Source organism: Veillonella parvula (genome assembly GCF_024461875.1).
GTDB lineage: Bacteria > Bacillota > Negativicutes > Veillonellales > Veillonellaceae > Veillonella > Veillonella parvula_I.
In genome coordinates this window covers 169,337-190,166 of the sequence record NZ_JANGAL010000002.1, presented here as the reverse complement: position 1 = coordinate 190,166, position 20,830 = coordinate 169,337, and the positions used below count along the sequence as shown (strand labels likewise).

15 protein-coding genes are annotated in these 20,830 nt (G+C 39.4%); 13 read left to right on the top strand and 2 right to left on the bottom strand.

The genetic code is table 11. The features are described 5' to 3' along the window. Nucleotides 1-10 precede the first annotated feature (10 nt). From NE668_RS05075 to cooS, 5 genes are all read left to right on the top strand, one after another. Complete coding sequence (locus NE668_RS05075) at nucleotides 11-358, top strand: energy transducer TonB (protein WP_004694054.1); 348 nt, start codon at nucleotides 11-13, stop codon at nucleotides 356-358. A gap of 229 nt (nucleotides 359-587) precedes the next feature. Then, the gene (locus NE668_RS05070) at nucleotides 588-2,204 is read left to right on the top strand and encodes a PAS domain-containing protein (RefSeq protein ID WP_227037641.1); all 1,617 of its coding nucleotides are present in this window, start codon (nucleotides 588-590) and stop codon (nucleotides 2,202-2,204) included. A 251-nt stretch (nucleotides 2,205-2,455) separates the two neighbouring features. Next, entirely contained in the window at nucleotides 2,456-4,084 is a 1,629-nt protein-coding gene (locus NE668_RS05065) for a phosphoenolpyruvate carboxykinase (ATP) (RefSeq protein WP_105086888.1), read from the top strand. A gap of 242 nt (nucleotides 4,085-4,326) precedes the next feature. After that, nucleotides 4,327-5,232, top strand: coding sequence for a LysR family transcriptional regulator (locus tag NE668_RS05060; protein ID WP_227037643.1), 906 nt, complete (start codon nucleotides 4,327-4,329; stop codon nucleotides 5,230-5,232). 416 nt (nucleotides 5,233-5,648) lie between these two features. Then, nucleotides 5,649-7,832 (top strand): anaerobic carbon-monoxide dehydrogenase catalytic subunit, encoded by a 2,184-nt coding sequence (gene cooS / locus NE668_RS05055; protein WP_227037645.1) that lies wholly within the window; start codon nucleotides 5,649-5,651, stop codon nucleotides 7,830-7,832. Nucleotides 7,833-7,999: 167 nt separating this feature from the next. Here cooS and NE668_RS05050 read toward each other — a convergent pair whose 3' ends face one another. Further along, nucleotides 8,000-8,785, bottom strand: a complete 786-nt coding sequence (locus tag NE668_RS05050) for an MBL fold metallo-hydrolase (RefSeq protein ID WP_227037646.1) — start codon at nucleotides 8,783-8,785, stop codon at nucleotides 8,000-8,002. A gap of 161 nt (nucleotides 8,786-8,946) precedes the next feature. Between NE668_RS05050 and NE668_RS05045 the strand changes: the two genes are divergently transcribed. Further along, nucleotides 8,947-9,546 carry a TetR/AcrR family transcriptional regulator gene (locus tag NE668_RS05045; protein WP_256196044.1) on the top strand — a complete coding sequence of 200 codons (600 nt, stop codon included), beginning with the start codon at nucleotides 8,947-8,949 and terminating at the stop codon, nucleotides 9,544-9,546. A gap of 442 nt (nucleotides 9,547-9,988) precedes the next feature. Then, the gene (locus tag NE668_RS05040) at nucleotides 9,989-10,351 is read left to right on the top strand and encodes a hypothetical protein (RefSeq protein WP_008603073.1); all 363 of its coding nucleotides are present in this window, start codon (nucleotides 9,989-9,991) and stop codon (nucleotides 10,349-10,351) included. 120 nt (nucleotides 10,352-10,471) lie between these two features. Here NE668_RS05040 and bioB read toward each other — a convergent pair whose 3' ends face one another. After that, nucleotides 10,472-11,500: a biotin synthase BioB gene (gene bioB, locus NE668_RS05035; RefSeq protein WP_060919357.1), complete on the bottom strand. Its 1,029-nt coding sequence runs from the start codon at nucleotides 11,498-11,500 to the stop codon at nucleotides 10,472-10,474. A gap of 327 nt (nucleotides 11,501-11,827) precedes the next feature. Between bioB and NE668_RS05030 the strand changes: the two genes are divergently transcribed. The 6 genes from NE668_RS05030 to hemQ all read left to right on the top strand — a co-directional run bounded on the left by NE668_RS05030 (nucleotide 11,828) and on the right by hemQ (nucleotide 20,806). Next, a complete protein-coding gene (locus tag NE668_RS05030; protein WP_155086425.1) occupies nucleotides 11,828-13,099 on the top strand; it encodes a metallophosphoesterase family protein in 1,272 nt (423 codons plus the stop codon). Continuing rightward, nucleotides 13,089-15,983, top strand: a complete 2,895-nt coding sequence (locus NE668_RS05025) for an ATP-binding protein (protein WP_155086424.1) — start codon at nucleotides 13,089-13,091, stop codon at nucleotides 15,981-15,983. The genes NE668_RS05030 and NE668_RS05025 overlap by 11 nt, the downstream gene beginning before the upstream one ends. A gap of 196 nt (nucleotides 15,984-16,179) precedes the next feature. Then, nucleotides 16,180-17,223, top strand: a complete 1,044-nt coding sequence (gene hemE, locus NE668_RS05020; protein WP_155086423.1) for a uroporphyrinogen decarboxylase — start codon at nucleotides 16,180-16,182, stop codon at nucleotides 17,221-17,223. 4 nt (nucleotides 17,224-17,227) lie between these two features. Continuing rightward, nucleotides 17,228-18,232 carry a ferrochelatase gene (locus tag NE668_RS05015; protein WP_173014559.1) on the top strand — a complete coding sequence of 335 codons (1,005 nt, stop codon included), beginning with the start codon at nucleotides 17,228-17,230 and terminating at the stop codon, nucleotides 18,230-18,232. Next, nucleotides 18,229-19,845 (top strand): protoporphyrinogen oxidase, encoded by a 1,617-nt coding sequence (gene hemG, locus NE668_RS05010; RefSeq protein ID WP_173014558.1) that lies wholly within the window; start codon nucleotides 18,229-18,231, stop codon nucleotides 19,843-19,845. Before NE668_RS05015 ends, hemG begins: the two co-directional genes overlap by 4 nt. 229 nt (nucleotides 19,846-20,074) lie before the next feature. After that, nucleotides 20,075-20,806, top strand: coding sequence for a hydrogen peroxide-dependent heme synthase (gene hemQ, locus NE668_RS05005; RefSeq protein WP_077708019.1), 732 nt, complete (start codon nucleotides 20,075-20,077; stop codon nucleotides 20,804-20,806). Nucleotides 20,807-20,830: the final 24 nt, after the last annotated feature.

Sequence of the window (20,830 nt, the reverse complement as noted above, 5' to 3'; positions counted from 1 at the left end):
GGAGAAAATGATGAATAAAGTGTTGCGTTGTATTATCTTAAGCTCATTGTTTGTAATGAGTATGGTAGCTTCTGTGTTGGCAGCTCCATATGATCCACCAGTAGCTATAGCTACACCACCTATTGACCGAGCATTGCTCGCTGCCTATGGTGAAGCTGCTCATGGTGCAGATATACGTTTTACCATCAAGGAAGATGGTTCTGTAGGAGACGTTGAAGTTGTCTCATCTAGTGGTTCTAGTACTCTTGATGCAGCCATTGTTGATACTATTTCTAAATGGAGATTTAGTCCTGCCACAGATTCTAATGGTAAACCTGTAGCATCTTCTAAAACTGAATATATTGATTTTAAAAACTAATCAAAGGCACTCATACAGAACTGCACTCCAAAAATTGGACACAATTTTTGAAGTGCAGTTTTTGTATGCTAAAATATTCTAAAAAATAAAGTAAGGTTATTCACTTTCATAACATTGGATTCGTAAATTTTAAAAATAAATCAAAATTGTATCTGTAGCAACTGAAAATTACTTTCAAAATGGTATAATAAAAATATAATTATAGATTAGCCCGTGGAGGTATAAGCATATGAATCCATTAAAACAAAAGCTAGATATTAACAATGAACGTTACAGAATTATTGTGTCCATTAAAGAAGATTATTTAGATGGTAAATTGTCCTTAGAAGAGGGCAATCGCATTTTAAAAGAGAAACTAGGTACTTGTACACCTGATGAGTTTGCCTATGCAGAGCAAAGCTTGAAAGGTGTTTACAAGGACGAAGAAATCCTAGAGAAAATGGATGATCTCTTAGATTTATTTGACGGCGTTTTAGTACGTGCCGAAAATGAATACCCTGAAAACCATCCGTTGTGGGCATACTTGGAAGAAATCAACGCTGTTGAGAAGGTTGCTCTAGAAGCGGATGAATTATTAAAGCAAGAGAAGTTTATCAAAAATCCGTGGCTTGGTGTTTTTGATTCCTTAGCAGAGTGGAGAACACATCTGTCTCGTAAGCAAAATCAACTGTATCCAATGCTTGAGGACCACGGTTTTGACCGCCCAACGCGCATTATGTGGACCTTTGATGATGCTGTGCGCGATGCTATCTCTGCATCCTATGCATTGCTTCGGGAAGATAAGTATGAAGAATTCCTAGCGTCTGTGCCAGAAACTTTGGCGAAATTACGGGATTTGAATTCTAAAGAGTTAGAAGTCTTATTGCCAACGTCTTATAAATTGTTGAGTGACGAAGAGTTTGTTCGGATGAGTAAAAATGACCATGAAATTGGTTATGCCATCATCAATGCGCCAGGCTTATATGTAGTGCCAGGTATTAATGATTCTGCGGCGCAATTGAATGGTAATAATTCAGCTCAAGGTGGTGCTGTATCTAACGAATTCTTAAATGATTTAGCAGGTTTGCTATCTAAATATGTAGGCCCTGTTGGAGGTGCGCCCGTTGGTAAGGATGCAGTTCTCGATGTAGCCACCGGCAAATTAACATTAGAGCAAATTAATTTGTTGTTCCGTCATCTTCCTGTAGATTTATCCTATGTAGATGAAAATGAACTAGTTAAGTTCTATAGTGATACACCACATCGTATTTTCCCTCGCAGTGCGAACGTTATCGGTCGTGAGGTGAAGAATTGTCACCCAGCGAAATCTGTTCATATAGTAGAGGAAATTGTAGAGAAGTTCCGTTCTGGCGAGCAAAGCCAAGCAGAATTCTGGATCAATAAACCAGGCTTGTTCATCTATGTTATTTACACAGCCGTACGCGATGAAAATGGTAAATTCCGTGGCGTATTGGAAATGATGCAAGACTGCACTCATATCCGTGAGCTCGAAGGTTCCCGTACATTGTTGACTTGGGATAAAACTGATTTTGTAGGCGATGGTGGTACAGAAAAATCCTTGGCTCAAGAGGCTGCAGAAGAGGTAGAAGAAGAACCATTAACAACTGATGCGGATGGTCGATTCCATATCGATGCTAAAACGACATTATCTAATCTAATTAAACAATGCCCAGAAATTGTAGATCATTTGATTTCTTTAAATCCTAAGTTTGAGAAATTAAAAACACCTATGGTAAAAGTAATGGCTAAGGTGGCAACAATCAAGATGATGGCAGAACGCGGCGATTTTGAGGTAGATGATCTAATTAGTAAAATTGATGCATTTATCAATAAAGATAAGAAATAATTGTACTTTTAAAACTTGAAAAGAGGCGAGGGCTTTGGACCTCGTCTCTTTTGTCTAGTCAAATGTGTTGCACTAATTCAAAATAAACATACATTAATTTTCTATAAATCATCTGTTTTATGTATACAAATTTGATTGAACAGGGTAAAATAGAAAATAATGAAAGTATTTGCGTAAGCAGTGTTTTCGTATACAACATTACTTTTACAAGAGAAATTGCTTAAATATTAAAAGGTGAGGATCTAGATACTATGTCGACAAGACGCGTTTGGAAGCAAAGTGAAATCAAAACAAACCCATTATTTTCTATGATGCGCAGTACAATTGAAACTGCATTCTATGGGAACAATGTAACTCCTGTAACATCTGTGGCACAAGCGTATCAACTAGCCTCTGAAGAGCCAGGTGTTATCGTCCTCGATATGCCGGTATTTAAACCATTAGAACAAGGTTTGCCAGCTGATGCAAAGGTCCTTGTTACAAATGATGGTAAAACTACAGGTCGTTATGCTAAAGCTCGTCGTATTATTGGAGACGAGGGCATCGATGAAGTTGAACTCGCGAATATTGCACGTGATGCTGTGTATGATAGCCGCAATAAAGAGTGGATTTCTGCAGAATCTATCGTTGGTCTTGATAAAAAATTCACAGCTCGTGCTCATTTGATGATTCCAAAAGATCACGCGTCCATTTTGTATTCTTGGCTCATGAACTTCAAGTTCTTTGATGCAGCTGTAAAAGAATTCTACAATGACAGTGTAGAGATTCCAGAAGGCGACATCTATATTTACTCTGATCCTGACTATGTTGTACCAGGTCATCCAGGCGGTCTTGCTATTTTCGACCCTGCTCATAACTGTGCTATGATTCTTGGTATGCGCTACTTTGGAGAGCATAAAAAAGGTACGCTTACACTTGCGTGGTCCTTGGCAAATCGCTTCGACTATGTTGCTTGCCACGGTGGCATGAAACGTTACAACCTTGAAGATGGTAAATCTTACACTATTGGTGTATTCGGTTTGTCCGGTTCCGGTAAATCCACATTGACTCATGAAAAACATGATGGTCGTTATGATATTTCTATCTTGCATGACGATGCATATATCATCAATACTGAGGATTTGAGTTCTATTGCTCTTGAACCTACGTACTTTGACAAAATGCAAGATTATCCTGTGGAACATCCTGCTAACGAATTCTTGTTGACGCTACAAAATGTAGGTGTAACGATGGATGAGGATGGCCGTAAGGTTGTACTGGCCGAAGATGTGCGAAACAGCAATGGACGTGCTATTAAATCTCAATTCTGGACAGATAACCGCGTAAACTACGTAGGTGAACCTGTTAATGCGATTGTATGGCTTATGAAAGATAAAACATTGCCACCAATCCTTAAGATTTCCGATCCTGTATTGGCTTCTACAATGGGTGCAACCCTTGCGACTCGTCGTTCTACAGCAGAAAAACTTGATGCTCACGTCGATCCAAATGCGCTTGTTATCGAACCATACGCAAATCCATTCCGTACATATCCATTGGTTCGTGATTATGAAAGCTACAAAAAATTATTCTCCAAATGTGGCGTAGAATGCTACATCATGAACACCGGCTTCTTCTTGGAAAATAAAATTCCTAAAGAAGTTACGCTTGATTTATTAGAGCGTTTGGTAGAAGGTACATTAGAATTTAAACCATTCTGTGAATACGAAAATCTTTCCTATGTAGAGGTTCCTGGCTTTGAACCTCCATTCGAAGTGCGCGAGTATCATCACCAATTGCACCAAGCTTTTGAGTTCCGTTATGATTATGTAGAAAAACTTAAAGGTCATAAAAATGAATTACCTCAAGAAGTATTGGATGTACTTAAATCCTTAATGTAATCTAAAAATTAAAAAGGCTGTAATAGAATGGGGCTGTAATAGCATGCGGTTTTACCGCATCCTATAGTTCGTTTAACTTATAAGATATACCAAGAAATTTAGGTTTGTAAGACACTAAATTTCTTGGTATTTTTTATTTTTCCCCATGTATATGTAACGTATATTTTAGTAATATATAGTTATAATAGAAATAATGTTTTATTATAAGACTTGTATATGTACATAGTTATAAGGACTCGTATATGGACATAAAAGATATTAAATATATTAGTACCATCGTTGAGATGGCATCATTTTCAAAGGCATCTAAAAAATTATATATTTCTCAGCCAGCGTTGAGTCAGGGGATTCGTCGTATTGAAGCAGAGCTAGGAGTTACGTTATTTGTTCGTGATCGTACAAAAGTCGTGCCAACTGCTGCGGCGTTACAAATTGCAAAAGAGGGCATGCCGTTAGTTTTAAAGGCGGAGGCTTTAACGCAATCTATCATTAATCAAGGCACAGATGTAGCCTATCATGTGCGTATCGGCTTGTCTCAATTCTATGGACACCATATGCTCGGGAAAACATTGAAAAGCTTTCAACAGATAGAGCCTTCTTGGGAGTTCCATGTTGTAGAGGGCGAATCTCACTTCTTGGAACAGCAAATTTGTGATGGTTTAGTAGATGTAGGATTATTCCCAACGCCGATTTATTCTCAGGACCTTGAAAGTTATCCCGTTTTAGATGAGCAGATTTTATTGGCCATTAGTGTGGAAAACAAGAAGGCCATAGATATTGCAGATTCTCTCATGACCAGTGATGGAATTCGAAAAATTGCACCCTTTGGAGCATTTCCATTTATTTTGCTAAGAGAAGGTCTCAAATTGCGGACGTTGGTTAACCGTCTATGCCAAGCAGAGTCCTTTGTGCCAAAAGCCGTCATTGGCTCTGAAACGTTAGATTCATGCCGGTCCTTGGTAGAGGATGATTATGGTATTACCTTCTTGCCGAGCACGCTCAATAGCAAGGGGGATGACGATAAGGTTAAATTCTATCCTCTTGCATCGAAACTTTGCTTCCGCCAATTAGTTCTTGTGGCGAGGTCTGATAGGGCAAAACGTTTCCATTTATCTGAAGTAGCACATATTATGCAGCAATTTTTGTAATGTATAGGTATAAAGATAGTTAGGTGGCGTATCCTGAGGAGGGCGGGGCATTTTAATGAATTAATAATTAATATATAAATTAATACGTAAATCCATCAACATCAATTAATCAATAAATTATAGAGGCTAATTCCTGTAAGGTTCGGGCATTAGTCTCTTTTTATTTATGAAAAGAAACTGAAAGAATCGAATTTAATGAATATAGTATTTATCGTATTTTTTGATATATATGCGTCAAAAATTTCTCAAATTTTAATTGACAAATGTCCTTTCAGAAAATATACTTATAGTAGTTTAAAACATATTTAGGAGATAGGATTTAAAACCCATCATTGTAGTGGATTTAAATATAATTAAAAGTAGCATATGTTTTTGTTATTATTGGTTGGCCTATGTAGGTCCCTAGGAGGTTTCAAATGAGTAAAGATGTGGAAAACAAAAATACCCATGACCATAATTATGGTGAACAACATGAACATGGTCACAATCATAATCATGAACATCATTGCCACTGTGGCGGTCATGATCATCATGGTCACGACCACGACCATCAACATGACCACGATCATGACCATGGTCACGACCATAGTCATGCAAAGGCTCTTCCGACGGATAAATGGGTGCCACACACTCATGAACCAGGGGTACCTCATGAACATGGCGTAAATGACTATATGAAAGCCGTTGCTGAGTATCGTAAAACATGGCCTACAAAACAAGATGTTATTGAACAAACACCAGATCCTGCGGTACGCGAAATGATTCTTCGCATGGAGCAAATCGGTTGTGATACAGTATTTGACCGTTTTGATAAACAACAACCACAATGTACATTTGGTATTGCCGGTGTATGTTGCCGTATCTGCTTCATGGGTCCATGTAAAATTACACCTAAGAGTCCTCGTGGTGTCTGTGGTGCCGATGCTGATCTTATCGTAGCTCGTAATATGACACGTGCTGCTGCAGGTGGTTTGACTCAACATGGTGCGCATGCTCGTGAAATCTTGATTTCTTTGAAAGCGGCTGCTAATGATCAATTGGATATTCCAATTTTGGGGGAAGAAAAAATCCGTACTGTATGTAAAGCTTTCAATATCCCTGAAGAAGGCCGTTCCTTAAAAGAAGTGGCAAATGACTTGGCAGATGTTCTATTAGAAGATTTGAGCCGTGCATTACCTGGTGAATATAAAACAATTACTGCGATGGCTCCTGCTGAACGCCGCGAAGTTTGGAAAAACTTGGATATCTTACCTATTTCTGCATACAATGAAGCCTTCGATGCATATCATCGTACATGCGTAGGTACAGATGGCGATTGGGAAAGCAACATGAAGCAATTCTTACGTTGTGGCCTTGCTTTCACATTCACTGGCGTAGTGGCAGCGGATATCGCAACAGACGCATTGTTCGGGCAAGGTGGTCGTCGTACTTCCAAAGTTAACATTGGTGCCTTGAAAAAAGGGTATGTTAACATTGCTGTTCATGGTCACTTGCCAACATTAGTATCTCAAATTTGTACAATTGGTGCATCTGAAGAATATTTAGAAAAAGCAAAAGCTATCGGCGCTAAAGGTATCCAATTCTATGGTATCTGTTGTTCTGGTTTGTCCAGTATGTACCGTTATGAAAATGTTATTCCATTGTGTAATGCTATTGGTGCAGAACTTGTACTTGGTACTGGCGCACTCGATTGCTGGGTAGCTGACGTTCAAGACGTTTACCCTGCTATTATGGACGTAGCACGTTGCTTCAACACAAAAGTTATCACTACATCTGATGCAGCTCGTTTACCAGGTGCAGAACATATCGGCTACGACCATCATCACACTAACTTGGCTGAAACAAAAGAATTGGCTCGTAAAATCTTGGATCGTGCTCTTGAAGCTCATGAATTGCGCAAGGGTATGCCTGTATTCATTCCGCCATATGAAATTACTGCAGAAGTTGGTTTCTCTCCAGAATCTACTGTTAAACATTATGGTTCCTTCAAACCATTGGCAGAGGCATTAAAATCTGGTAAAGTTCGCGGTATCGTTAACGTAGTAGGTTGTTCCAACCCTCGCGTTATCTACGAAAAAGCAACTGTAGATATCGTTGATACACTTATTAAAAATGGCTGTATCATCCTTACAAACGGTTGTGCATCCTTCCCATTGATGAAGCTTGGCTATTGCAATACAGATGCTAACAAAAAATGTAGCCCTGCATTGCAAGAGTTCTTGGGTGATGATCAACCACCAGTATGGCATGTGGGCGAATGTGTAGATAATGCACGTTCCTCCGGCATCTTCGGTGGTATTGCTGCAGAGCTCGGCCTTAATTTACCACAATTGCCATTTGCTATGTCTAGCCCTGAATGGTCTAATGAAAAGGGGATTGATGCATCCCTTGGCTTCCGCTTGATGGGGATTAACTCTTACCACTGTGTTGAGCCACCTACACAAGGCTCTGATGCCGTTACAAAATGGCTTAAAGAAGACACTAAGGATATCTTAGGTTCTGTTATGTATGTAAATACTGATCCTGCTAAAGTAGCTGAGAAAATCTTAGCTGATATCGATGCTAAACGTGCTGCTTTAGGTTGGGCTGAAGTAAAATAGTTTATCTTTTGATAAAAATAATTTGTAGTTAAGTATAAAAACACCCTCTATAGATCTTATAGTTATTATGACTATTAGAATAAGAGGGTGTTTTTTATTGTTTGTAGATAGATTTTTTACTAGTCTTGTATTAGCCGTAGTATAATGTACTAATTGTTTTAGACCTATTAAAGTGTGATGGTTTCACCATCTTCAGGCACTGCTACATGGCTTTCAATGTTGTTGCCTTTGATAAATTTGTGCACATCCTTACGGCTTATTGCTGTATGATTAACTGTATCCATGTGAACAGCGATGATTTTAGCCTCTGGTTTGCGTACCACCATGCGGCCAATATCTTTTGTACCCATAATAATACTATCTTCAAAGCCTAAAATTTGAGCATATCCTGTATTCATAATAATAACGTTAGGGTCGAAGCGAAGGAGGGCCTTCTCTACATCGCTTGTCCACACCGTATCGCCTACAAGGTAAACTGTTGGTTCGTCCTGTGCTTCAAAAATAACTCCCATCGCATCGCCTGCTAATGGTGCGAGAATTGGATTTGCATACATTTCTACAGTGCCGTGAGAGCCACCTGTTTTTCTCAATGTGATACCATTAAACTCTAGACTTTCAAAAATGATGCGTACATCATTAAAGCCTTGTGACGTAATAAGTTCTTTGTCCGCTGTATTTTGTACAAAAATAGGAAGTGATTTTGGAATAGAATTAATTGCCGTATCATCCCAATGATCGAGATGTGTATGTGTAACTACTACTGCAGTTATATCGCTTAATAGATCATCTATTGATAGAGGTAAATCAACCATAGGCATTCTCTGTTGGTAGTTAAATGTACCTTCAAAGCCAGGATAAGTATCTTTTGGTGCTAAGAATGGATCAATAAGAAATGTTGTGTTTTTTATTGTTAGTTTTCCCGTTGCATTTCGAATGTGAGTATATTGTGTCATAGTTATCTCCTTAATTGAATTATTATTGATTTAATTGAATAGATTATTATTTGTAATCTCTAGAATTAGTGTACCTTGTTTTGTTATACTAGTCTCAACAATAATTAACACTATGTTTATTAATAGACACATTGTATAAAAGTGTCTATATTGGAGGTTTTATGATAACTCGAAAAGAAATGACACGTAGGTTGTTAAAAGAAGGGTTGCTTAGTTGTTTAGAGAACCATTCTTTTGAGTCTGTAACAGTAACATTGTTGTGTAAAACGTCAGGTATAACTCGTTCTACTTTTTATTTACACTATAGTAATATTATGGAAATTGTTGATGATTTAGTGGATGATGCAATCGCTTATTCAAACCCGGGAATGGTAGATAATAATAATTTACAAACTATAGCTAAAACCTTATCAGCTGCTTCTGATTCTGTGTCATTGAGAGAAGCATACGATTCTATTTTTGATAGACTGCCGTTATGTCAGCGTATTATACGACATAAAAAGTATTTACCTTTATTTCTAGATGAGCAAATTGCAGAATATGTATTACAACGCATTATACGGCGTGAAAAAGATCGGCAAGGGCTCGTTATGGCAGAAGCACTTGGGATTTCATTTGATGTGGGTGTATCCGTTTTTGTATTTTTAGTACATGGACTATACGCTATTAATAAAGAATACAAGTGGTCTCAGAGCGATAAGTGGTTAGAAGCTCAGAAAATTATTTTTGAACTCGTTTATCGTGGTTTACAAAGTAAATAGTATTCAAACTCGCTTATGTTTTAGTATTCTATGAATTTTTTAGACAACGAAAAAAGGACTCCATTGGGAGTCCTTTTTTCATGTAAGGGGAGTGTTAGTATTAATATCAAATGAAACATGTATTTAAACAAGTAGTAGGTTTGGGGTTAGTATTACTTGTCGGGAGATAAATACACGTACGGCAACCAGGGAATTGTTACCTCTATCTATCATTTGACATTATCATTATAGGAATGGTAAATGAGTTAAAAATGAAGAAATTTAATAAATTTCTTTAAATTTCTTATATTTGTAAAAAACATGGTAATTAATTTTAATTATTGTTGATAAATATGGGACAATTTTGGTATTATATAAAGGAGAAGTTGTATATTTTATAAAGGTTTATCTACATTAAGCTTTTATAAAATATACAGCTCGATAGCATGAGAGGGGCAGTCATATGAGTAAAATATTCACCATATTAACACTTTTGTGGCTACTCAGTATAGGGGGGACTACTAACGCAACGGACTGGTACTATGTTGGACCAGATGCATCAGGAAACCAATTATTTATTGACAATGACAGTGTACAGAAGAGTGATTACGATGCGCTTTTGTGGCTGCGAGTTAATGAACTGGGTGGCGACGAATTGCGATATAAAGTTTATATCAGTAGATATAATCGAACCATGGAAACATTGAAGGTAGATGCGTACATGTCAGACGGGACGCCGTATGAGAATGTAGAATTTAATGAGAATCCTGAGCCCATTGCAGGGAATACAAATGGTCAAGCCATTTACATTTTATTATGGAAATAAAAGAACCATCTAGTACAGCAAACTAGATGGTTCTTTTTATGTGTAAAATATTTATAAAGCATTAGGGAATATTTTATATACTACATCCTCTAGATGTAGAGAATGGTATATATGAGGTTTTTAGACTTGAGCTGTATTGCGAGTCAACTCCAAGTCTTGAATCATTTGGAGATCGTCTTGAGGTGAACGACCGCCAGTAGTTAAGTAGCCACCAACCATGATACCGTTTAGGCCACCTTTTAGAGCATAAGCTTGTAAGTCTCGTAGATTTACTTCGCGGCCACCTGCAGTCCGTATCAATGCGTTTGGCAAGATGAAACGGAATACAGCGAAGGTACGTAAGATATCCAATGGACGTAAAGCTTCGTTGCTTTCAAATGGAGTCCCTTTAACAGGATTCAAAATGTTTAATGGCACGGAGTCAATATGTAAACGTTTAAGTTCGAACGCCATTTCAACGCGTTGTTCTAATGTTTCGTTAAGACCAAGAATGCCGCCAGAGCAAACACGGATGCCTGCTTTTTGTGCATTATCTATGGTAAACATTTTGTCTTCGTAGGAATGTGTAGTACAAATATCTGGGAAGTGACTAGGTGCCGTTTCGATATTGGAGTGGTATCGAGTAACGCCAACTTCTTTTAATTTGAGTGCTTGTTCGTAAGTTAACAACCCAAGGGAACAGCAGATTTCAAGGCCAATTTCATTTTTGATACGGCCTAATACATGGATGATTTGATTAAATTCATCAGGGTTATTAGTATTACGACCGCTTGTTACGATGGAAAAACGAATTGCACCAGCCTCTTTAGCTTTACGTGCTGCTTGGAGAATGCTTTCTTCATCCATGAAAGGATACTCCTGAACGCCTGTGTTATGGTGTGCGGATTGAGCACAGAATTTACAGTTTTCAGGACATTTGCCGGACCGAGCATTAACAATGGCACATACATCCACAGAATTATCATTGAAATGTTGGCGAATTTTATCAGCCATAGCGAGTAGAATCATGGTATCATCATCTGAAGTATGAATCAGCTCGATTGCTTCTTCTTTTGTAATTTCGCCGCCGTTCATGATGCGGTTTGCAATGGTAAGAATTTTTTCGTATGTACCCACTTGGGATGGTTGTTGATCTATAGGCAAAGCCATAATAGCCTCCGGTAAATTGTTAACTTAATAAAAACATAATATATTGACAATTTGATTGTAAACGTTCACGTATAAATTGTCAACTTAATACATGAATTGGTTAACAAAAATAATAACATGTTATGGTTCATATCTTATGATGAAAGAATCTGAGCTTATCTTATAATTTATATTTATTAATAGTTAAGAGAAGTTTAGTTTAACTATATCTTTTTGATGCTAAATGATAGTTATTTTTAACTTATCTTTAAGGTTTTGTAGTATAATAAACTATTGTAATTACTATATATAACTATAATAAAAATATTAATGGAGGAGTGGATATAGATGCAGCCGTTTCGATTTATACACTGTGGTGATCTGCATTTAGGGGCACCCTTTCAATATGCTACAGGTATTAGCAATGCTGTTGATCGCGCCGTAAGTGAAGCAACCTATGTAGCCTTAGATAAAATTATTGATACTGCTATTACAGAACATGTGCATGCTGTCGTAATAGCTGGGGATATTTATAATAGCGAAGACCATAATTTAGAGGCTCAAGTCCGTTTTGTGCGCGCCATGTATCGTTTGGCTGAGCATCGTATTGATGTTTATATGGTACAAGGTAATCATGATCCTGCTGAAAGCTGGAAAGCGCAACTGCAGATGCCAGATAATGTCCATATATTTTCTAGCGAACAGGTACAGCGTTTCCCGCTCATCGTTAATAATATAGAAATTGGTGGCGTATATGGCATTAGTTGTGGTCATGGTAATGAAAGCGACAACTATGCTCGTCAATATAGAGCTTTTGAACGGGATGAGTTTTCCCTTGCTGTCATGCATGGTACTGTAGGTTCTAGTGTAGGCTCTGAAAATCATAATGTAACAGGACCTTGTAACTTAACTGATTTAACAGAGGCTGCCATGGATTATTGGGCATTGGGCCATATTCATAAATCTCAAGTTCTTAGCGAGGAACCTCTCGTAGTTTATGCGGGTAATTCGCAAGGATTGCATCGTAAAGAACATGGACCTAAAGGATGTTATCTTGTATCCGTATCTCATAATGGTCATTGTGATTTGCGATTTATCGACACCTGTGCTGTTCGATTTGAGGAAATCAAAATCGATATTACTGGCATGCAAAATGAAACAGATTTCTTAGAGATTTTGCGGCGTAAAAAAGAAAACTTGCGAAAGCAACATAAGAAAAATATCTTGCTATCCCTCGTTTTGTCAGGAACGGGACCTCTACATCGCCTATGTACGCAAGAGGGGATTCGAAAACTATGGTTGCAAGAGTCTCAAAATGAAGAGAAAGGCAAATCTATATTCGTTATGCCTTACCGTATTATTTCTAATACACGACCTAGTATTAATCTAGTTGAACGACGTTTATTAACAGATGTAGTAGGTGATTACTTGCGTGCTTATGACGATATGGTAGATGGAGATGCGATACAGATTGCGCGTCAAATCATGGCTGATCGTCCTGAATTTAAGCGCTTAGGCGCATATGCCGATTTATTGAGTGATGAATTATTGGCACGAGCTTTGAAACGTTGTGAAATTGAAGGTGTTACTGTGTTGATGGGGGCTAATGATGAACATTAAACGTATACGATTTGATGAATTTGGCCCGTATCGCGACTGGTCTTTCACCACGGGTGACAATGGGGTTCAACTCATGTATGGCCCTAATGAAAGTGGTAAAACATCCTTGCTCGAAGGGATGCGCACCTTGTTATTTGGCGGTACTCATAAGGCTTATGGCCCTATGACGGGGGCCCTTGATGTGGACCGTAATGGTGAAAGTTACTATATCGGTCGTAAGGGTAAGCAGTTAGACTTTTACAGCCCTGGTCATCCTGCCATCCATGAAGAGCCGGCTCAACATTGGTGGCATGGCATCGATAAAAAAACATATAACCGCATATTTGCGTTAACATTAGACGATCTACAAGGCCTTGATGTATTACAAGAGGTAGAGGTTCGTTCTCGATTCTTTGGCGCCGAAGGGGGAGAACACTTAGGTGGAGCTGTTAAGGATGTTGAAAAAGGGGCTACAGACCTACTTGTAGCATCCTCGAATGGTAAACGTCGCATCAATGTATTGATGGATGAGCTTAAAGAAAACCGTCAAAAGTTGAGTCAGTTGGCGGAGCATGAAGCGCAATATGTGGAATTACAAACCGTCTTTCACAGTACGGAGCAAACCGAAATGGAATTGCAAAATCAGTTGAAAGAATGGAAGGAATATCGGGATGGTATCGATGTAGTATTGCGTGCGTGGGATACGTATCGTCGCAGTGAAGAGGCGCGTATGCACATGCAGCAGTATAATAGTGAGCTCGCCTTGAGTCGTGATGAGTTCCTACGTCTTGATGAAGAAATAAAACGGGCTCGTGACAATATGCAATTATGGCAGGAAAAGGAAGCGGCATTGATGCCCGCCAACTTTAGTCCTGATAGCCCATTTGGAACTTACGGCCAAGATATTGAAGACCTTATTCAACAAGGTGCTAAATGGGAGCAATTACGCCGTGAGTGCGAAGAAGGCGATGCGTACATCCGTAAGGTTAGAGAACAATTAGAGTTTTCACGCACCTTACATTCTGCGTGGCGTCACGATGAGCCAATGGCAGAAGACATCAATTGGTTTGATGGAGAACGTTTGGCAAGTCGTTTGCGCACCGCAAAAGAACAACTTTTACATTGGCAAGACCGCAAACCTGCAGAGGCTACCGATGAGGTGCCGACGGCGAACCTTGAAGGTGCAACTTTACCTAACTTTAGTGAAGAAGAATTAGCTAAAAAAGAATATTTAGAACGTGAATTAGATCGTATTTTAATGGATATAGATCAAGTAGAGGCTAGACTAGAGGCTAGACGGAATAGTTATGGTTCAGACGCACAGCCCACAATTCTGCCAAAATGGCTACAACGCATTAGTGGTATAGGTGCTGTTATTGCTGTATTGGTAGTATTAGCAGGCCTGTTGGTTCTTGAATCTGCATTATATACTATAGGTGGTTTTATTTTCTTGATTCTATCTATGGGGCTATTCTGGTATGCTACCTGGAGGCTTCATAATGGTAACTCTGAAGTGTCTAAATTAAACTATGAGTTACAAATTTTATCCTCCCGTAAATCCGATGTAGAGCATCAGCTAGAGGCTTTGATCAAGGCTGCTACGCCTACAGCGAGTCCTGTACCATCCTTAGAAGGGGTGGCACATCTTGAACGTTGGATTCAAGAAGGTCATACATTACAAGGCATTTACGATGAAGCTCTCGCAGCATGGCAAAACTGGTTACCACAAGGGGCGGCTAAGAGTCTCGATGAAGATGATTTCTTTGGCCTCAAACATGAATATGATCAATATCATGAGCAACTACGTACCATAGAAGGCTATGAAAAGCGTTTGGCGGAGCATAAAGAAGGTCTACGTATTATTGAAGACCAAGCGATGGCTTTGTGGTATAACCTTGGGATAGAGGCGCCAGTATCTCCAACAGAGCTAAAACGCATTTATAACCAATATAAGAACTTCCAACAAAATAAGATTGTATGGGAACAAAAGGAAGCACAACGTAAAAGCTTCCGCAATGAATACGATAATTGGCATCGTAAGGAAAAAGAGCTACTCCTTCGTCAACAAGAACTGCTCCATAAAGCGGGTATGGAAAGTTCCAACGAGTATCGTCAACATCTTATCGATGAGGACCAATATAAACAGTGGCAAACCATCTACAAGCAAAGTCAAGTGCAGCTTGATTTGCTTGCTCCTGATGCGGAGAATAAAGACTTGTTCTACCGTCGTTTGCGTGAAGGCAACAAGGATAACTGGTTGGATGAATTGGCTCATTCTGAGCGTGAAATAGCCTCTATCGAAGATAAATTGGCTACCTTGTACGAGCGTCGCGGCCAAATCGTTGAAGCCATGCGTACACTTGGTTCTGACCAGGAACAACACCAAATGTTGCAAGAACGAGAGGCTTTACAAAGTGAATTAGAGTCTGCTCTCGAAGATTGGGCTACGCAAGTATTGATAAGCCATTGTATGGATAAGGCTCAACAATCATATGAACAAGAAAAACAACCTCATATGTTAGAACTTGCATCCTCTTATGTTGAAAGACTAACTGATGAGAGGTATACGCTTGATATTCTAGGCATCAATAAAGGGGTAGCACTTATCAACAATAATGGGGAACGACTAGAACTTAAATTTTGGTCTAGTGGCTTAGCTGATCAAGTGTACTTGGCCTTGCGTCTCGCCCTAGCTAAGGTATTCTCTTATCAAGTGGAGTCCTTACCGATTATCTTGGACGATATTCTTGTGCGCTTTGACGAAAATCGTCAACGTAGTGCTTTAGAATTATTGGCTGAGCTTGGGAAAAATCAACAGATTTGGCTCTTTACTTGTCAACGCTCCGTATATGATATGGCTCAATCTATTATGGGCATCGATTGCCATAGATTGAGTCGTAGCTAAATGAATTTCAGACTTGAATTAAAGACTCAGTCAAATTAAAGTGGTAATGAAATAATAATCCCTGTGGAGGCATATGCTTTCACAGGGATTATTAGGGATTATTAAAGAATATATAATGTAAGTGATTGTAACTAAAGTAACTGTTTTGGTTACCATAGTGTGTTAGTATACATTTAGAATGAAAGGGGTTGAGTACTTGAACACAGCTTATTTGGACATGATCCAGGGGAAGAACCCAGGTGTAACGCCTGTGTGGTATATGCGTCAAGCTGGCCGTAGCCAAGCGGAATATCGCAAAATCAAAGAAAAATATACATTATTTGAAATTACAAAAGAGCCTGAGCTATGTGCTCGCGTTACGGAATTACCTGTTAAGGAATATGGCGTCGATGCGGCGATTCTCTACAAAGATATTATGAGCCCCATGGTGGCTATGAATGTAAATGTAGAGCTCAAGGCTGGTGTGGGGCCTGTATTTAGCACGCCTATCCGCTCTATGGCTGATGTGGATAAATTAGAAACCTTTGATCCTACAAAGGTAGATTATATTGCGAAAACGATTACATTATTAACTTCTGGTATGCTCGACGTGCCGCTCATTGGTTTCTGCGGGGCACCGTTTACTATTGCGTCCTACCTTATCGAAGGGGGCCCAACAAAGAATTACAATAAGACTCGCGGTATGCTCATCGGTGCTCCAGATATGTGGAATGCATTGATGACAAAACTAGCGGACATGTCCATTGCGTACTTGTCCATGCAAGCCGAAGCGGGTGCTAATGCACTTCAAATCTTTGACTCTTGGGTAGGTGCTGTTAATGCAGACCAGTATAAACAAGGAATTTACCCTCATATGGAACGAATCATAAAGACTGTGAAAGCTAAATATCCTCATTTGCCAATGGCCATGAATGGTGTTGGTACGGATCATTTGGTGTCTATTTGGTCTCACTTGCCTTTAGATGTCATTGCCCTTGATTGGCGTAGTTCCATCGTTATGGCAAACGAGCGCGGCGTAACACAAACGGTACAAGGTAACTTAGATCCGGCGTATTTGTTCGGGGACGAAAAAACATTGGCTCGCGAAGTGGATCGCATCTTGCTCGACGGCGTTCGCTATGGGCGCCATATCTTTAATTTAGGTCATGGCGTATTCCCAGAGGCAGATCCTCAAAAACTCCATTGGCTAACGGACTATGTGCATGAACGTAGTCGTGAGATTTGGACTCAAGAGAGGTAAATTAGTGAAAGTAGAAAAAAAAGGATTATTATTCCTGTCTTATGGTAGCCCTTTAAGTAAGGATGATTTAGTACCCTATATGACGAGCATTCGTCGTGGCCGTGTACCAACGGAAGCAGAGATTACAAATCTTACTAAGCGTTATGATACAATCGGTCAATGGGAAAATATTAAGCTTCAAACTATGGCAGAGTGCCAATATAAAGCATTGCTTACTCTGTTGCCAACTATGCCTTCCGCTATTGGTTTTTTACACATGAAACCATCCATTGCAGATGCGGTTGACTGCTTAGTCCAGCAAGGAGTGGAGCATATTATCGCTATTGTAACAGCTCCATTCTTCACCGCTCTCGGTACTGGAGCTTATGAAAAACAAGTGCAAGCAGCCATTTCAAACTATGATAATGTGACATTCGACTTTATTCGTTCCTGGTGGGACCAACCAACTTTTAAGGAATACTGGGTAAAAGCAGTTTCAAAGTGTGTGAATAATGATAAATCAGAATGTGTAGATAGTATTAACGCTGATTGTGTGAAAAGTGTTAAATCAGCGTATGTAGATAGTGCTAAATCAGAGTGCACAGTCTTAGATGCGGACGGTAAAAATGTATTCGCTATTTTTAGTGCTCACAGTATACCGCTCATTAATAATCATGGTGGCGATTCGTACGCGTTAGCGTTAGAAGAAAGCGCTAAAGAGATTGCTGAATATTGTAAATTACCGAACTGGACTGTGGCATGGCAAAGTGCGGCTCCTCATGGCCAATGGTTGGGCCCTACTGTAGAGGATGCAATCAATGAAGCTTTACAAACTGGTGCTACTCGCATTGCTTTTGTACCATTTGGATTTGTAAGCAATCATGTTGAGGTACTGTACGATAATGATGTGGAGTGTAAAGAACTCGTTGAAGCAAAGGGCGCAACATATATGCGTGCACCCATGCCAAATTGTAATGAAACATTTTTACAAGCAATGGCGAGTGCAATAACAGAAAGGATTCATTCGTGAACGTAACAATTGTGGGCGGTGGCTTAACAGGGCTAACAGCGGCTTATTATTTAGGTCATGCAAAGCCGGAATGGACCATTACTCTTTACGAACAAGCACCACGATTTGGTGGGAAAATACAAACGCAATGTGTGGATGACTTCGTAGTGGAACTCGGTCCTGACTCCTATTTGGGTCGTAAAACAGAAATGACAGATCTCGTGCATGATCTTGGGCTAGGGGATACCCTTGTGTCTAATGAAACAGGTCAAGCCTTTGTGTATGATAAGGGCTCTATCCATCCAATTCCGGGCGGCTCCATCATGGGCATTCCTACGGAAATGATGCCCTTTGTGAAAGCAACGCTCATTTCCTGGCCTGGTAAATTGCGTGCAGGCTTAGATTATTTTAAGAAACCATACCAACTCGATGAAAATGGGGATGTATCCATTGGTCATTTCTTCAAATACCACTTAGGACAAGAGATGATGGATAAACTCATCGAACCCCTATTAGCTGGTATCTATGGTGGCGATATTTATAAAATTAGCCTATTGTCGACATTCCCTCATTTTATTCAAGTAGAACAAAAATATGGGAACATGGTAAAAGGTATGATGGCTGCTAAGATGAGTCACTCCAAAGCAGGTGTCTCTAAGGCCGCCAAAGGGGCTGTTACTGAAGGTGATGTGCCTCGAGCTGGTAAAGGAACCATGACGGATCGTCAATTTGAAAGTCACGAAGCTAAGACTAGTCAAGATAGTGCTGCTAGTAATAGTGTAAACGGCTCTAGCCATGTGACAAAGACTAGTTCTAATCATCGGTCTGCTAAGGCACAAGCGGATATGGAAAGTCGAAAGGGTACTGCTGCTCAATCCGGCATGTTCCGTCAATTGACAGGTGGACTTGAAAGCGTGATTACTGCTATCGTCAAGGCTATGCCTAGTAATGTACACTTGCATACAGGTGCGCTAGTTTCTGATATTCGATATATTGATGGTGTATATGCAATCGATGTAGTGAAGTCGTGTAACGATTCTTGTGGCTGTCAATCTACGGCAGATCATGTGATTATCACTACACCACCGGCAACATATACTCAATGGTTCAAGGATGATGCGGGTTTTGATTTCTTGCGATCCATGGAGCAATCTAGTTGCGCCATTGCTATTATGGCCTTTGATAAAAGTACTTTTGATGGTGATTTAAAAGGATCGGGTCTGCTTATTACCCGTAATACAGATACACCTCTTACAGCGTGTACTATTCTTAATCAAAAATGGCCACAAACTACGCCTGATGATAAGGTAGTGTTGCGCGTCTTCATCGGTAAGCCTGGTAATGATGTGGTAGAACGACTCAGCGAAGAGGAACTTTCAGAATTGGCAGTCAAAGAAATTCAACATATCATGGGCTTTTCTGTCAAACCTGAATGGGTACGTATAAATCGTCTCATTCACTGCATGCCGCAATATAATGTAGGCCATCGTGCAGGGATTAAAGCAGTCCGTGAACATGTGGCGGAACATTATCCAAATTTACACCTCATCGGTACGCCATTTGATGGCATTGGTATTCCTGATGGTGTAAAGCAAGCAAAAGAACTCGTAGAAAAACTTGTGAATGACAAGTAAGATAGTGACTTGCTTAAAAGAGTTAGTATAGTATTAAGAGGCATAGGATTATCTCAGCCTAAAAGCAGTAGTTTAGTCTTAACTAAAGAATATACTAATAAAAAATCTCAATAGAAACTAAATTGAAAAGACTCTATATGCTATAATAGTAAGTGGAGTCTTTTGATTTCCGTAATTATAGATATACATTATTATTTTGATATAATCACCATAGATAGGAGTGATCATAATGGGAAAAGCAATCCCTACAGTAGAAGGTTGGCATAGCCAACACATGGTATTCGCCATGGATTTCAGCGCATGGAACTGCTTCACAGAGGATGAAAAAGCAGCAGCGCGCAATGAATTAAAAGCATTCTTAGCCGACCTTGAAGCTAAACATCAAGCTAAAGAAGGTAGCTATGCATTCTATGATTGTAATGGAGCAAAAGGGGATTTAATCTTATGGATTCTCGGTCCATCCCTTGAATACTTGGCTCAAGTAGAACGTAAATTCCGTCGTTTAGCTATTGCAAGCGTGTTGGTGCAAACTTATTCTTATACTTCTGTAACAGAAGTAAGCACCTATGTTAAGGCCAAGTTAGATACAGAGGAGGTTAATCAAAAATTATATCCTCATGTACCTCGCGATAAATATATCTGTTTTTATAATATGAGTAAAAAACGCGAAGGTGATGACAATTGGTTCATGTTACCACCGCAAGAACGCGGTGCTTTGATGAAAGCTCATGGTGAACTTGGTAAAACATACTTGGATGTATTATCTGAATTCACTACTGGGGGCTGTGGCCTAGACGACTGGGAATGGGGCATTACCATTTTCAGCAACGACGACATCCAATTCAAAAAAATTGTATATGATATGCGCTTTGAAGTTGCCAGTGCAAAATATGGTATCTTCAGCGACTTCTACGTTGGTACCATCATCGATGATGCACTACTAGAAGAAATCTTTGGATAATAAAAAAGGGACTGCGTTGCAGTC

What these genes read in the sequence shown, in the direction of transcription:
- NE668_RS05025 (WP_155086424.1), top strand. Translation starts at nt 13,089, where the DNA reads ATGAACATTAAACGTATACGATTTGATGAATTTGGCCCGTATCGCGAC.
- bioB (WP_060919357.1), bottom strand. Translation starts at nt 11,500, where the DNA reads ATGGCTTTGCCTATAGATCAACAACCATCCCAAGTGGGTACATACGAA.
- NE668_RS05050 (WP_227037646.1), bottom strand. Translation starts at nt 8,785, where the DNA reads ATGACACAATATACTCACATTCGAAATGCAACGGGAAAACTAACAATA.
- NE668_RS05075 (WP_004694054.1), top strand. Translation starts at nt 11, where the DNA reads ATGAATAAAGTGTTGCGTTGTATTATCTTAAGCTCATTGTTTGTAATG.
- cooS (WP_227037645.1), top strand. Translation starts at nt 5,649, where the DNA reads ATGAGTAAAGATGTGGAAAACAAAAATACCCATGACCATAATTATGGT.
- NE668_RS05060 (WP_227037643.1), top strand. Translation starts at nt 4,327, where the DNA reads ATGGACATAAAAGATATTAAATATATTAGTACCATCGTTGAGATGGCA.
- NE668_RS05045 (WP_256196044.1), top strand. Translation starts at nt 8,947, where the DNA reads ATGATAACTCGAAAAGAAATGACACGTAGGTTGTTAAAAGAAGGGTTG.
- NE668_RS05040 (WP_008603073.1), top strand. Translation starts at nt 9,989, where the DNA reads ATGAGTAAAATATTCACCATATTAACACTTTTGTGGCTACTCAGTATA.
- NE668_RS05030 (WP_155086425.1), top strand. Translation starts at nt 11,828, where the DNA reads ATGCAGCCGTTTCGATTTATACACTGTGGTGATCTGCATTTAGGGGCA.
- NE668_RS05065 (WP_105086888.1), top strand. Translation starts at nt 2,456, where the DNA reads ATGTCGACAAGACGCGTTTGGAAGCAAAGTGAAATCAAAACAAACCCA.
- NE668_RS05070 (WP_227037641.1), top strand. Translation starts at nt 588, where the DNA reads ATGAATCCATTAAAACAAAAGCTAGATATTAACAATGAACGTTACAGA.
- hemQ (WP_077708019.1), top strand. Translation starts at nt 20,075, where the DNA reads ATGGGAAAAGCAATCCCTACAGTAGAAGGTTGGCATAGCCAACACATG.